General features: G+C 39.3%; 11 protein-coding genes and 1 pseudogene. 3 read left to right on the forward strand and 9 right to left on the reverse strand.

Going from position 1 to position 14,373, the window contains the following annotated elements:
- Nucleotides 1-230: 230 nt before the first annotated feature.
- From VB713_RS17560 to VB713_RS17600, 9 genes and pseudogenes are all read right to left on the reverse strand, one after another.
- On the reverse strand, nucleotides 231-677 hold the full coding sequence (locus tag VB713_RS17560; RefSeq protein ID WP_323312803.1) for a hypothetical protein: 447 nt from the start codon (nucleotides 675-677) through the stop codon (nucleotides 231-233).
- Nucleotides 678-745: 68 nt separating this feature from the next.
- Nucleotides 746-1,915, reverse strand: coding sequence for an anhydro-N-acetylmuramic acid kinase (locus VB713_RS17565; protein WP_323312804.1), 1,170 nt, complete (start codon nucleotides 1,913-1,915; stop codon nucleotides 746-748).
- Between the two features lie 92 nt (nucleotides 1,916-2,007).
- Nucleotides 2,008-2,430: pseudogene (locus VB713_RS17570) on the reverse strand (universal stress protein); the annotation flags it as partial.
- Nucleotides 2,381-2,545, reverse strand: coding sequence for a hypothetical protein (locus VB713_RS17575; protein ID WP_323312805.1), 165 nt, complete (start codon nucleotides 2,543-2,545; stop codon nucleotides 2,381-2,383). The gene VB713_RS17575 and the pseudogene VB713_RS17570, both read right to left, overlap by 50 nt.
- 494 nt (nucleotides 2,546-3,039) lie before the next feature.
- Entirely contained in the window at nucleotides 3,040-3,639 is a 600-nt protein-coding gene (gene kdpC / locus VB713_RS17580) for a K(+)-transporting ATPase subunit C (RefSeq protein WP_323312806.1), read from the reverse strand.
- Between the two features lie 49 nt (nucleotides 3,640-3,688).
- Nucleotides 3,689-5,815, reverse strand: a complete 2,127-nt coding sequence (gene kdpB, locus VB713_RS17585) for a potassium-transporting ATPase subunit KdpB (RefSeq protein ID WP_323312807.1) — start codon at nucleotides 5,813-5,815, stop codon at nucleotides 3,689-3,691.
- A 74-nt stretch (nucleotides 5,816-5,889) separates the two neighbouring features.
- Complete coding sequence (gene kdpA, locus VB713_RS17590) at nucleotides 5,890-7,575, reverse strand: potassium-transporting ATPase subunit KdpA (protein WP_323312808.1); 1,686 nt, start codon at nucleotides 7,573-7,575, stop codon at nucleotides 5,890-5,892.
- Nucleotides 7,576-8,067: 492 nt separating this feature from the next.
- Complete coding sequence (locus VB713_RS17595; protein ID WP_323312809.1) at nucleotides 8,068-8,739, reverse strand: response regulator transcription factor; 672 nt, start codon at nucleotides 8,737-8,739, stop codon at nucleotides 8,068-8,070.
- Nucleotide 8,740: 1 nt separating this feature from the next.
- On the reverse strand, nucleotides 8,741-9,859 hold the full coding sequence (locus tag VB713_RS17600) for a HAMP domain-containing sensor histidine kinase (protein ID WP_323312810.1): 1,119 nt from the start codon (nucleotides 9,857-9,859) through the stop codon (nucleotides 8,741-8,743).
- A gap of 374 nt (nucleotides 9,860-10,233) precedes the next feature.
- Here VB713_RS17600 and kdpA (VB713_RS17605) point away from each other — a divergent pair, with 374 nt between their 5' ends.
- The 3 genes from kdpA (VB713_RS17605) (at nucleotide 10,234) to kdpF (ending at nucleotide 14,336) form a co-directional block, all read left to right on the forward strand.
- Complete coding sequence (kdpA, locus tag VB713_RS17605) at nucleotides 10,234-11,919, forward strand: potassium-transporting ATPase subunit KdpA (protein ID WP_323312811.1); 1,686 nt, start codon at nucleotides 10,234-10,236, stop codon at nucleotides 11,917-11,919.
- 73 nt (nucleotides 11,920-11,992) lie between these two features.
- Entirely contained in the window at nucleotides 11,993-14,059 is a 2,067-nt protein-coding gene (gene kdpB / locus VB713_RS17610) for a potassium-transporting ATPase subunit KdpB (protein ID WP_323312812.1), read from the forward strand.
- A gap of 34 nt (nucleotides 14,060-14,093) precedes the next feature.
- The gene (gene kdpF, locus VB713_RS17615; RefSeq protein ID WP_323312813.1) at nucleotides 14,094-14,336 is read left to right on the forward strand and encodes a K(+)-transporting ATPase subunit F; all 243 of its coding nucleotides are present in this window, start codon (nucleotides 14,094-14,096) and stop codon (nucleotides 14,334-14,336) included.
- Nucleotides 14,337-14,373: the final 37 nt, after the last annotated feature.

Below are 14,373 nucleotides of genomic sequence, written 5' to 3' on the forward strand. Positions count from 1 at the left end.
CTTGCGTGCAATGTAAGTTTTTTTAACCTGGTATACAAATCTGTTGTTACATTTACTGAATTGAGAAGAGGAAACCGGAAATCATCAATCTCTTTTAAGTAATTTTGGGTAACTAAAAGATTGACAAAATTCACTTTATTTATAACTAGGTTATCTAGTGAATAACCGTGAAAGTAACTATCCGGTGAAAAAGTTTTAAAGTGTGATCAAGCTTGCCTCTTTTCCTTTTACTAGTTTGGTTGACGCTCCAAACTTGCTTCCATTGTACTGGTCAAAAAATGGCCGGCAAGAATACCGCTAGTGAGGTAGTAATTATCATCAGAAACTTGGTGTAGGGTTTCAAACCCGCTGCGACGTTCGCGATCGCCCAATACCCAGAAACGCTGGACAATGGTATCGGGACAAATCCAGCCTTCACCTTCTACTTGGCCTAAAAGATTATGTTGCAGTAAAAAAGTATATTGGCGATCGCTATCATGCAGTCTGCCTTTATATTGGCAAGATATTTCTGTGCGATCGCTACCAGGAAATACCAATTTTGTGGCCATAGAAAACCAGTCATCACGATCCCAAACGACTACAGTCATGCCTTTAAAACAGATTGGCATACTATTTCGTTCCAGCCAACTTCCTTGCATGATCCAGCGCCCTGGTTCTAATAAAAAACTGTGAGTCACCTTTTACATTCCTTGTTTTAATCCAACACTTTGCAATTAGAGAGATTCCATAAAATCAGTTGGCGTTATCAAATGCACTCAGAACTATTCTGGTGCATTTCTCCTAAAAGCACTTCTTGATCTGCTCCAGTTGCAGTGGGTAAGTTACCAGGAATGCCTAGCTGTCTCCAGTAGGCTAAGACCGCGAATGCGATCGCTTCCTTAAAATTTGCACTTAAGCCTACTTCATCTGTAGTTAAGACTGGCACTGATTCCAACAATAATTCTAACCGATGTTTCAAATAAAGATTCCGACTCCCACCGCCACATAAAAATACCCTGTCTGGCATTTGCGGTAAAAAAGTCCGATAACTGTGAACTATAGAAGTTGCGGTAAGTTCTGTAATTGTTGCCAACACATCTGCGGGGCTGAGTTCGTAGGTTTGGGAGTCTTTTAAACAATCGTGTAAATAACTCACACCAAATAATTCCCGACCTGTAGATTTAGGTGGTGGTAAATGAAAATAATCTTGATTGAGCCATCTTTCTACCAATGGAACACAGGGAGTACCACTAGCTGCCCAATCGCCATTTTCATCGTAGGTCTTAGCACCATTACTAAAATGATGTACCGCCAAATCCAAAAGACTATTTCCTGGGCCTGTGTCCCAGGCACAAATTTTGTCAAGCCAGTCATCATGCCGAGGAGGTATATAAGCTACATTACCAATACCACCAATATTTTGAATACAACGCCTTTCTTGGGGATGGCTGAGTAAAAAAGCATCAATTCTGGGGACAAGAGGCGCACCATGACCACCGACAGCAATATCACCAACTCGGAAATTACTGACAGTAGTAATACCTGTAAGACGGGCAATGACAGCCCCCCGACCGAGTTGTAAACTATAGCCGAGTGATTCCCCTCCGTTCCCCTGCTGAGGTGGTCGATGGAAAACAGTTTGACCGTGGGAGCCAATTAAAGTGGCTGGGGGATGACCTATTTGAATATTTTGGGCAGCTTGGGCAAAAACTAGAGCGATCGCATCATCTAATTCTGCTAATTCTGCCATTGAGATAGCAGCACCACCACAAATTGCCAAAATCCTATCTCGGAGTTCAGCGGGATAGGAGTATGTTTCCCCTGCGAGTAATTCAACTTTTAGATCCAAATCTGTACCGACAATCTCTACTAAGGCAGCATCTATGCCATCGACAGAAGTGCCACTTATTAAACCTATAACGCGAGTCGGATGCATTTACAGAGCTTCTGGTGTGAGTTCCAGAGGTAGTTTAACCTAAATATTACCCAAATCCCAAGCTTAAGTAACCACTATTAATTCTTAGACAATTATGTTTTTGCGGTAGCAATAATATGCAAATCCACATTTTTCAATAGACGTACCAATTTTTGGGTTAAAAAACCTTTAAAGAGGATTTCCCAGCGCGATCGCTGACTTTCCCCAATAATTATCTGAGTAATGTGGTATTTTTCAGCGACTTCTGCAATGCTTGCGGCGAGCGAAGCCATCGCATTGGCAATATTATGACTATTAACTTTGATAAAAGTTCCTGCGAATTCTTTACATAACTTCTCACAAATATCAAGATGTAAACTTTCTTCTTTCGAGAGAAAGCGCTGAGGATCAGACACAAATAAAACATACATAGGAGCGTTCATATAACCAGCCAACCTAGCACCCCGACGTAATAATTGCACCGAATTAGGGTAAGTAGATACACACACTAAAACCCGTTCCTTCCTGTTTAAATAACTTTCCTTCTTCTAACATTTTGTAGGTTTTACCTACACCGGGAGCCATACCAATAAATATTTTGTGTTTTCCCCGTCGTTTCAAAGATAGAGAAGATTTTGTATCAGTTAGCATAATTTATAATTCGTAATTTGTAATTGTAGAAAATCAATTATCCAGTTGGGCTAGGAGTCAGGAGTCAGAAGTAAAACTGGCTTTGTGTATAGGTTTCAATTTATATTTTGTACCTCCTAACTACGCAAACTGCTGTATATCTGTCCTGTTGGATTTATAAACGGAATTTTGAAAACTAACCGCAGAGAAGCAGAGAACGCAGAGGCAGATACAAAAGGGGTGTTATCTTATTTAGCCGTTAGGCATATTCTAAAACTTAGATATATCAAGAGTTTGCAGGTTAAAAAGGTGAATCAGGTGCAAGGAATAAGCGTTGAGACTGTTCATTTACCTATCACTTGACTACATTCAAGACGATTCTTCTCTTCTTCTAATTCTTCCTCCTGACTCCTGATTCCTGACTCCTAGCCCAAAGCAAAAGATTTTTATGCCTAACGGCACGCTACGCGGTAAGCGAAGCTATGCCCGCAGGGCTTTACAGCAAGTCCTAATTATTAATTTTGTTGCCGATTCAGTTCTTGCAAATCAAGAGCATAATTTAAACGTAAAACATTGATACCAGGCTCACCAAATATCCCTAAAAATCTTTCGTCAGTATACTTGCTTATTAAAGGCATTATTTCATCTTCTTTAATATTTCTTGCCCGTGCTACCCTTGCTAACTGCTGTTGTATTGCTTCAAAAGAAATATGAGGATCTAAGCCCGAAGCAGAAGTGTAAATTAAATCTGGTAAGGGTTGTATATTTTCATCTTGAAGTTGATTATTTTGTTCTAGAATTCTTTTATTTAGCTCTGGATTACTAGGCGCAAGATTACTAGCACCAGAGATACCTGTGAGATAAGCTCTTCTGCCTTGGCTATATCTTACAACACTGGGACGACCATGAAAATATTTATCTGATGTAAAAAATTGACCAATTAAAGCTGAACCAATGGGTTTAGCATCTATATTTAAAACAATGCTGCCATTGGCTGAAGAAGGGAAGGCAAACTGACCAAATTGTAGAATAGCTAGAGGATAGATAATTGCGGTCAACAACCAAAGTAAAAGAGTTATCCGAATTGCTTTGATAGTTTCTTGAATAAACACCATATATTAGTAATTGGTAATTGGTAATTGGTAATTATTTTCTTCCCTGTTCTTAAACTAAATCTACAACAGTGACAATCATATCTATAAATTTAATGGCAATAAATGGAGCGATCACTCCACCTAAGCCATAAATTAAAATATTACGTTGTAGAAGTTGATTAGCTGTTAAAGGTCGAAACTGGACACCCTTTAAAGCTAAAGGAATCAAAATTGGAATAATTAAAGCATTGTAAATCAGTGCCGACAGTACCGCCGAATTAGCACTGGTTAACTTCATAATATTCAAGCTTTCTAGATTAGCAGCGGTAAAAATTACCGGGATAATAGCAAAATATTTAGCAATATCATTGGCAATTGAAAATGTTGTCAATGCCCCACGAGTAATCAGCAATTGTTTACCAATACTGACAATATCAATTAGTTTTGTGGGGTCAGAGTCCAAATCCACCATATTAGCCGCTTCTTTTGCTGCTTGAGTGCCTGTATTCATTGCCACACCGACATTTGCCTGGGCTAAAGCGGGGGCATCATTCGTGCCATCTCCTGTCATTGCCACCAGTTTACCTTCTGCTTGTTCCCGTTGAATGACGATGATTTTATCTTCGGGTGTGGCTTCGGCAATGAATTCATCTACTCCCGCTTCTTTAGCAATGACAGATGCTGTGATGCGGTTATCTCCGGTTAGCATGATGGTACGAACTCCCATGCGCCGCAGCTGGTCAAAACGTTCGCGGATACCGGGTTTAATTATGTCTTTGAGATAGATAACACCGTAAATTTCGTTATCTAGACAAACGGCCAGGGGTGTGCCTCCTTGGTGAGAAACTTCTTCGTAAGCGGTATCTAGTTCTATGTTTTCGCGTCCATTCCGAGAAGTTCCTGCGGAACCACTTCGCGATCGCACAAATCCTTTAATTGCAGCTACTGAACCTTTGCGGGCTTCATGTCCACTAGGCAGATTAGTTCCACTCATGCGGGTTTTGGCAGAAAATTCTACTCCTTGGGATTTTTTACGGTCTATATCAAATTTTGCCCCAAATTTTTCTGCTAGTCGGATAATAGATTTTCCCTCTGGAGTATCGTCAAAGATACTAGCGGCTAGGGCAACGTTAGCAATTTCTGCCATTGAGTGGCCGTTGATGGGTATAAACTGTTCTGCTAAACGGTTGCCGAGAGTGATTGTTCCTGTTTTATCGAGAACGAGGGTATTTATATCTCCACAGGCTTCAACTGCCCTGCCTGAGGTGGCTATGACGTTAAATTGAGCTACTCTATCCATACCTGCGATGCCTACTGCACTGAGTAATCCGCCGATAGTGGTGGGGATGAGTGCTACTAAGAGGGCAATGAGTATGGGTACGCTGATTGGACTGTTTACATAATAGGCAAAGGCTGGCAGGGTAACGACTACAAAGAAAAATACAAGGGTAAAAACTGTTAGTAGTGAGGTTAAGGCGATTTCATTAGGTGTTTTAGTGCGTTCTGCCCCTTCGACTAAGTTGATCATCCGGTCAATAAATCCTTTGCCGGGATCAGCGGTGATGCGGATAATTAATTCATCGGAGATGATGCGCGTACCACCAGTAACAGAACTAGCAACATCTGAACTTGGTTCTTTGAGGACTGGTGCAGATTCGCCGGTAATTGCTGATTCATCTACGGAAGCGACACCAAGAATTACTTCACCGTCAGCGGGTATGATATCTCCTGCAACGACGTAAACAGTATCACCTTGTTTGAGGCTGGTGGAAGAAACTTCTGTGATTGTGCCATCAACGACGATTCTTTTGGCGATGGTTTCTGAACGAGTAGATCGCAATGCGTCGGCTTGGGCTTTACCCCGTCCTTCTGCCAATGCTTCGGCGAAGTTAGCAAACAGAACGGTGGAAAACAAAATTCCCGTTAGCAAGCCGTTGAAAAGTTGGGGGTTTTTTTGGTTGACGGGTCCAAATAGTGGGGGATAAATTGTGAGGGCTAGGGTGATTATTGTTCCTAACCAGACCACAAACATGACGGGATTTTTGATGGCATATTTGGGGTTGAGTTTGAGAAAGGTATCCCTGATGGCTCTAGTGTAGAGTCCTTTGGTACTGACTAGGGCTTTTTTGCGTTTTGGACGGCGATCGCTTGGACGAATGCGAGATTTTGGTCTTGGGGTAGTTGCGGTGAAATTCATAAACGATTGGGGGCAGGGGGCAGGGGGCAGGGGGCAGGGGGCAGATAAATATTTTCTCCCATTTCCCCAGTTTTCTAATTTCCAGAAGCTAGTTTAAAAGCTTCGGCTATGGGGCCTAAAGCTAAAACTGGAAAGAAAGTTAGTACTCCTAAGATGATGGTTACGCCGGCGGTGATGCTGGTAAACATGAGAGAATCGGTTTTGAGAGTAGCACGGGTTTCTGGTACTTTTGGTTTGTGGGACATACTATCAGCCAAAAGGAGGATAGCAATAATGGGAATGTAGCGCCCTGCTAAAATACTGAAACTGGAACTGAAGTTCCACCACAGAGTATTATCTTTTAACCCTTCTAAGCCAGAACCATTATTTGCAGCGGCTGAGGCGTATTCATAGACTACTTGAGAGATACCATGAAAGCTGGGGTTGCTGATTCCTGATAGAGATATGGGATATGCTAGAGCGATCGCACTAGGAACCAAAACTAAAATTGGGTGAATTAGCAGCACGACGCTGGCCAGCACAATTTCTCTTTGTTCAATTTTGCGTCCCAAAAATTCTGGGGTGCGTCCTACCATTAACCCAGTTAAGAAAACGGTCAAAATCAGGTAAATGAATAGATAGGCTGTTCCTATTCCCTGTCCTCCCCAAATTATTTGCAAAAATAAATTGAATAAGGTAGAAAATACTCCTTGAGGCATGAGTGAATCATGCATTCCGTTGACAGCACCGCACATAGTCGCAGTAGTTGTGACTGCCCATAATGCAGTTTCTGCCCAGCCAAATCTCAGTTCTTTACCTTCCAAATTCGGTATTTCGGCGTTAATAATTTTGTTAATTAAGGGATTCCCTTGCATTTCACCAACGGCTGTAACCCAAATCAGAATTACAAAAACGACAAATACCATCCAAAACAGTAACCAAGTTTGTTTGAGGTTGTTGGCAAATACGCCGTAGGTGTAAATTAAGGATGTGGGAATACAAAGCATGGCGATCATTTCTAATAAATTAGAAGCGCCATTGGGATTTTCAAAGGGATGGGCAGAGTTAGCACCAAAAAAACCGCCGCCGTTTTCCCCTAACATTTTGATACTTTCAAAGGAAGCAACTGGTCCTCTAGCGATATATTGGGTTCCGCCTTCTAAGGTTTGGATTACCAATGTTTGATCTAATGTTTGTGGTACACCTACAGCAATGAGAGCGATCGCACCGATAATAGACAAAGGCAATAATATCCTGGTGATGGCACGGGTGAGATCAACATAAAAATTCCCTAACTTTCTCCCCGTTAACCCCCGAATAAAAGCAATTCCTACCGCTAACCCAGTTGCAGCTGAAGTGAACATTAAAAATCCTAAAGCCGCTATTTGGCTAAAGTAGCTTAAAGTCTTTTCTCCAATGTAGTGTTGTTGATCTGTGTTAGTCAAAAAAGAAATTGTCGTATGTAGCAATGTATCCCATCTCATCGCCCCAAAACCGTTGGGATTCCAAGGTAAAAGTCTTTGATAATGGATTACTGCATATACAAAAATCCCCATAACCAGGTTGCTGCATAATACTGCACGGATATATTGCCAACCTGTCATCTCTTCTTTTTTGCGAATACCCGCTAATATATAGAGAATTTTCTCTATCGGGTTCATAATCAAATCTAGAATTGTGCTTTCTCCCAAGAAGACTTTAGCTATGTATCTTCCTAATTTGGGAGTAATCAATATGACAATAAGGAGCGTTAAAGCAATTTGTAAAAAACCTTGTCCCATGTAGTTTCTACTCAATTAAACTGAAGTTCTAGCCGGTCAATACTTAGAAATAAAACATGAATTATTTGTAAATTTGATTGTTGATAATTGGGTAATTACTCTAGTTACCTCAACTCTTAAATCTGAATTTACTAGTTTCTAGATGTTTGTTGATGTTAAAAATATTTTAATCTTAGTCTTATTCATTTTTTCGCCAGTTAGCATTATCTATAGGATTCCTATATTTATACAATACATTATCTTTCCTGCTCTCCAAAATCTAGAACCCAATGATAATTTTATTACATTATCACTGATATTTAGTATAAGATTACACCTTCCAATATATCTAAATACCCAGCATAACGGAGGATTAGCTGATAATTATATTCTATATTTTCCAATTTTAGTGAATATGATTAGTGATACGAGAATATATTGCCAGATCAAAGCTGCCAAAGTCTAGTATAGTAGGGCATGATTAGAATAACTTGTAATTAAAAACTTTGGCAGTTACAAGGGATTAATTAACTGTTTTTGTAAAGCAACAACAACAGCACTTTGACGATCACCAACTCCCAACTTATGAAGTATTGCATGAACATGAACCCTGACAGTTCCATCTGTAATGTAAAGAGTTTCAGCTATTTGATGATTGGTTTTGTTGGCGGCTAGAAGTGTGAGAATTTCTTCTTCTCTGTGGGTAAGAGGATTAGATGATTTTAAAATATTTTCTGAACGGATATGAGATGAATTAAATGCAAAAGAAGAACGAATTTCTTTAGTTGCGGTTTCATCCCACCAAGATGCTCCAGCAGCTACAGAACGGAGAGCTAAAACCAATTTTTCAGCGGCAATTCCTTTAAGACAATAGCCTTGAGCGCCCGCTGAAATTAATCGCGCAATTAGAGATTTCTCCGCATGGGAAGTTAGGACTAAAACTGGCAAATTAGGATATTTTTGTTTAATTTGGTGACAGGTTTCAATTCCCCCAATTCCTGGTAATCCTACATCTAAAAGAACAATATCGAGAGCATATTGGTTAACTAACTCAATGGCTGTTTCACCATCTTCTGCTTCGGCGATAATCTCCAAACCTGTTTCCTGCTGCAATCGCACACACAAGCCCAAACGGAAAAGTTCGTCATCCTCAATTAGAAGGATTTTAATTTTGGTAGAAGACATCTCATGTATTATATGAAAATGGCAAAACAGGGAGCTTGAAACCAAAAATGGCACCATTGGGAACTCTGTTTTCTGCCCATATTATACCGTGATGGGCTTCAATAATTTGCCGAGATAAGTAAAGTCCTAATCCAGAACCTTTGGCTTGACGTTGGGAAAGCCCAGCAAGATCGCTATTTCCTTGGTAAAATCGTTCAAATAAGAGAGGAAACTGTTCAGGTTGAATTCCTGCACCTGTATCTAAAACTTTCACTACTTGATAGGAAGCTTGAGTTTCTAAGACAACTTTAACATGATCACCACGTCGAGAATGGTTGATAGCATTTATTAGCAAATTGCTAAAAACTCGTTGTAGTTGCAAAGCATCACCGTTAACCCAAAGCGATCGCTTCCAATCAGAGTTACTATAGTTTAATGATAGATGAATGCGACGATTAGCTGCTAATTCAATCAAAGTAGCCGCTGCCGTTTCTGCTAATATGCTTAAATCCACAGGTGCTAAATCCAGTTTTAAGCCTTCAGTATCATTGCGATAAACATCCAACAAAGTTTCTAATAAATCTAGGGAAGTTTCATGACTGCGTGCCATTGTTGCCAAAACTTTCTGTTGAGTTGGTAAAACTGCACCAAATTTTTCTTGTTGAAAAGCTTTAATAGTTTCAATTGCCCCTAAAAGTGGGGTTTTTAAGTCGTGGGTAAGTGTGGAAGCAAAATCTTCTCGCAGTCTTACTAATTGGGTTTGGGATTCGAGTTTAGCTTGAGTGAGGGCAATGGCTTTTTGGGATTTTCGCAATCGTTGACTTAAAAATCCTGTGACTATCAACGCCATTGCTGCAATTACTCGACTAGCAATAGTAGAAACCCGAAGAATAACTTCAGATCCAGGTATCCACGCATTTAAAATGGTTAGGCACACAGCAACAAACGTTGCACTTGTTGTTGCCATTCCCCCAAACCAAGAATTGACTAATAAAATTGCTCCACTGTAAAGATATCCAAAAACATAGTCATTTGGGGTGGAATATTCTAAAACTCCTAGAAAAATAAATATTGTCACAATCAGCAATATTTTACCGAGTTCTAAGTTATTGTTTATGAATTTAACTTTTAAATATGCCATTTATACAGCCACCTGATATCAATTTATATAACTATATCAATTCTTAACGTTCAGATCATTCAGGTTCCCGACTTATTAAATAAGTTAGGAAGGTTTAAATAAATCTATATCTATAGTTTAGCTTTTTGCTAAACTTCCTAAACACTAATATATATCTTTGACTAAACACCTGTATATAAAAACTAAACGATTTTTATACCCTTGTATTCCTTGTTTTTATTTCCACAATAATTGATGATATGAATTAATCATCTAAGTATCACTGTCTGATAGCGCAGCGTGGCGTAAGACGTATCAGAATTTCCTGAATAAAAGGATAACAAGATTGATACTGATAAGCCATAAAAACTTTCTTTGAGGAGATTTTATAATTCATGTTACAAGGTTGGATTCAAATTGCGTTGACATTAATGATTGTCATTGCCAGTACTCCCTTACTAGGAAGATATATCGCTCGTGTTTTTCTAAGTGAAAGAACACCCCTAGACCTCGTGTTAAACCCATTAGAAAGAATAATTTTTGTTTTAAGTGGAGTTCGTCTAGAAGATGAAATGACAGGTTGGCAATATGCCAAAGCGGTGCTTTATAGTAATTTTGTCATGGCGATTTTGGTATTTAGCATCTTCATGACTCAAGGATTTTTACCACTAAATTCTACAGAATTAAAAGCCCCAAATTGGGATTTAGCATTACACACCACGCTCTCCTTTTTAACCAATACAGATCAACAGCATTACTCTGGAGAAACAACCTTCAGTTATGCTAGTCAAACCTTCGCTTTAGGTTTTTTAATGTTTACCTCTGCTGCTACTGGTTTAGCAGTGGGTATTGCCTTTATTCGGGGTTTAACTGGGAGAAAGCTAGGTAATTTTTACGGTGATTTAACTAAAGCAATTACCCGGATTTTACTACCTATGTCCATTGTAGGAGGATTATTATTAATCATGGCTGGTGTACCCGAAACCCTGGCAGGAGTAGCCACAGCCACAACATTGGAAGGAGCAACACAAGCGATCGCACGCGGACCAGTTGCCCATTATGAGATAATCAAACAAATTGGTGAAAATGGCGGCGGCTTTTTTGGTGTTAACTCAGCCCACCCCTTTGAAAATCCCAATGGGTTTTCTAATCTATTAGCAACTTGGGCAATGATTTCCATCCCTTCATCTTTGATTTACACCTATGGAGTATTTGCTAATAATCTCAAACAAGCTTGGCTAGTATTTTGGATGGTATTTATCATCTTTATTTTCTTAGTAGTAATCACAGCAATTGGTGAATATCAAGGAAATCCACTTGTTAATTCTCTTTTAGGATCACAGCAACCCAACTTAGAAGGAAAAGAAGTCAGATTTGGTTGGGCGCAAACAGCACTTTGGGCAGTGATGACAACAGCAACAATGTGTGGTGCTGTGAATGGAATGCATGATTCATTAATGCCTCCCGGTGGATTTTCTACACTCTCAAATCTGTTTTTACAAATTATTTGGGGAGGACAGGGAACCGGCACAGCCTATTTATTTATCTACTTGATTTTGGCAGTATTCCTGACTGGTTTAATGGTAGGAAGAACACCAGAATTTTTAGGACGCAAAATTGAGAAACAAGAAATAGTTCTTTCTAGTGTAGTTTTATTAGTTCATCCCTTCGCAGTTTTGATTCCTTGGGCAATAGTTTTTGCCTTTCCTGATACTCTCTCTGGTATTAGTAACCCAGGTTTTCATGGCATTTCTCAAGTAGTTTACGAATATGCTTCTGCTGCTGCCAATAATGGTTCTGGTTTTGAAGGTTTGGGAGATAATACCCTGTGGTGGAATCTTAGTGCCAGTATTAGCATTTTAGTTGGTCGTTACATTCCTATCATCGCTTTATTGTTATTAGCAGATGGCATTTCTAAAAAACAACCAGTTCCTATAACTTCAGGTACTCTCAGAACTGATACTCGTTTATTTACTGGAGTTACAGGTGGAGTAATTTTAATTCTTGGGGCGCTAACCTTCTTTCCTGTATTAGTTTTAGGTCCCATTGCTGAATGGTTTTTGATTGCAAAAGGAAGTTAACAAAAACCAAAACCTCAGCGTACTTCCGCGCTAACCTCTGCGCCCCTCTGCGTTAAAAAATAACTAAATTTCCATGAAAATTACAAAAACTCGCCAAGAACGCAAACATACTCCCAAGGTTAAACAGACTGGGCTTTATTCTAGAGCTTTTAAACAAGCATTTGTCAAATTAACCCCACGCAATATGCTGAAAAATCCAGTTATGTTTTTGGTGTGGGTGGGAACAATTATTACGGCTTTAGTAACTATTGAACCGAATCTTTTTGGTGTCACTCCTGGTAATAACCCACGACTTTTTAATGGTTTGATTACGATAATTTTATTTTTTACTCTTGTTTTTGCCAACTTTGCAGAAGCGGTGGCCGAAGGAAGAGGAAAAGCTCAAGCTGACTCTTTAAGAGCGACAAAATCTGATGTTACAGCCCGAAAAATTCTTCCTGATGGTTCTATTCAAGAAGTTAATTCTACTACTTTGCGTCGTGGTGATCAAATTAAGGTTATCGCAGGTGATGTTATCCCCGCAGACGGAGAAGTAATTGCTGGGGTAGCTGCTGTTGATGAATCTGCTATTACTGGAGAATCTGCACCAGTTTTAAAACAACCGGGAACTGATATTGCTAGTTCTGTAACTGGAGGAACACGCATTAATTCTGATGAATTAACTATTAAGGTGACATCAGATCCTGGTCAAGGTTTTATTGACCGGATGATTTCTTTAGTTGAGGGGGCTTCTCGCACAAAAACCCCCAATGAAATTGCTTTAACTGTACTTTTAGCAGTGCTAACTCAAGTTTTTTTAGTAGTAATTGCTACTCTACCTACAGTCTCAGTTTATGTTAAATCACCTGTAAGTATTGCGGTCTTAATTGCCTTATTAGTGGCGTTAATTCCCACCACAATTGGCGGATTATTGAGTGCAATTGGGATTGCAGGTATGGATAGAGTCGCTCAATTTAATGTCATAGCTACATCTGGAAGGGCTGTAGAAGCTTGTGGAGATATTAATACTTTGGTTTTGGATAAAACGGGAACCATTACCCTAGGAAACCGCATGGCAGAGGAATTTATTCCTGTTAAAGGTCATTCCCTAGATGAAGTTGCCCAAATTTCTTTAGCATCTAGTATTTTTGATGAAACTCCTGAAGGAAAATCAATTGTTAAATTAGCTGAAATATTAGGAGCAAAATTAGATTTTAATTCAAAAACTGCGGAGGGAATTGAATTTTCGGCAAAAACGCGCATGAGTGGGATTGATTTACCAAATGGTGTAGAAATTCGTAAAGGTGCTGTAGATGCAATTAAAGGATTTGTACGTTCTCGAAATGGAAAATTAACACCAGAACTAGATGCTGCTTATGAGCGAGTTTCTAAATTAGGTGGAACACCATTAGCAATTTGTAAAAATGACGATGTTTACGGTGTAATTTATCTCAAAGATATTATCAAACCAGGGATTAAAGAACGATTTGATCAAATGCGAAGAATGGGCATTAAAACTGTCATGCTGACAGGAGATAACCGTCTCACAGCTTCGGTAATTGCCCAGGAAGCTGGTGTAGATGACTTTATTGCTGAAGCAACACCAGAGGATAAAATTGAAGTAATTCAGAATGAACAAGCTCAAGGAAAATTAGTCGCTATGACTGGAGATGGTACTAATGATGCACCAGCTTTAGCTCAAGCTAATGTGGGTGTAGCAATGAATTCGGGTACACAAGCTGCAAAGGAAGCTGCTAATATGGTGGATTTGGATTCTGACCCCACCAAATTAATTGATATCGTCACGATTGGTAAACAATTACTAATTACTCGTGGGGCTTTGACAACTTTTTCAATTGCTAATGATGTTGCCAAATATTTCGCAATTATTCCGGCAATTTTCCCTGGTATTGGTGTAGGTGGTTTAAATGTCATGGGTTTAGCAAGTACCCAATCAGCGGTTTTATCAGCTTTAATTTACAATGCTTTAATTATTCCGGCATTGATTCCTTTAGCATTAAGTGGTGTGAAATTTCGTCCTCTCACTGCTGATCAACTTTTACAAAGGAATATCTTTATTTACGGTTTAGGTGGTGTTGTTGCTCCTTTTATTGCTATCAAAATTATTGACGTTTTTATTGCATCTGTAGGACTAGCCTAATTAATTTTAGATTTTGGATTTTGGATTTTAAATTATGGGATATTTACAACCGGAAATTTCAGAAGTATTTGCATTGGCAATTTCTAAACGAAATCGTGTTCCTCTGGGTCTGTTTTTACTGCTTTGTTTGAATTTATTATTAGCACCAGCAGTCCAAGCAGCAACACCGATATCAGAATCGCGGTTTTCGGCTTATACGATTACTTTGTTGGGACTTGTTACTCTGTGTCTTTGCGTTTATTTGTTTGTTGTGATTTTTCAGCCTGAGAGGTTTTAATTAGTTTTTTTGCACGCAGAGACGCGGAGGCGCAGAG

The organism is Anabaena cylindrica UHCC 0172 (assembly GCF_034931625.1).
In the GTDB taxonomy this organism is placed as follows: Bacteria; Cyanobacteriota; Cyanobacteriia; order Cyanobacteriales; family Nostocaceae; genus Anabaena; species Anabaena cylindrica_A.

Excerpts from the sequence above, each read along its gene's own strand:
- VB713_RS17565 (WP_323312804.1), bottom strand. The coding sequence starts at position 1,915 with ATGCATCCGACTCGCGTTATAGGTTTAATAAGTGGCACTTCTGTCGAT.
- VB713_RS17575 (WP_323312805.1), bottom strand. The coding sequence starts at position 2,545 with ATGCTAACTGATACAAAATCTTCTCTATCTTTGAAACGACGGGGAAAA.
- kdpC (WP_323312806.1), bottom strand. The coding sequence starts at position 3,639 with ATGGTGTTTATTCAAGAAACTATCAAAGCAATTCGGATAACTCTTTTA.
- kdpB (WP_323312807.1), bottom strand. The coding sequence starts at position 5,815 with ATGAATTTCACCGCAACTACCCCAAGACCAAAATCTCGCATTCGTCCA.
- kdpA (WP_323312808.1), bottom strand. The coding sequence starts at position 7,575 with ATGGGACAAGGTTTTTTACAAATTGCTTTAACGCTCCTTATTGTCATA.
- VB713_RS17595 (WP_323312809.1), bottom strand. The coding sequence starts at position 8,739 with ATGTCTTCTACCAAAATTAAAATCCTTCTAATTGAGGATGACGAACTT.
- VB713_RS17600 (WP_323312810.1), bottom strand. The coding sequence starts at position 9,859 with ATGGCATATTTAAAAGTTAAATTCATAAACAATAACTTAGAACTCGGT.
- kdpA (WP_323312811.1), top strand. The coding sequence starts at position 10,234 with ATGTTACAAGGTTGGATTCAAATTGCGTTGACATTAATGATTGTCATT.
- kdpB (WP_323312812.1), top strand. The coding sequence starts at position 11,993 with ATGAAAATTACAAAAACTCGCCAAGAACGCAAACATACTCCCAAGGTT.
- kdpF (WP_323312813.1), top strand. The coding sequence starts at position 14,094 with ATGGGATATTTACAACCGGAAATTTCAGAAGTATTTGCATTGGCAATT.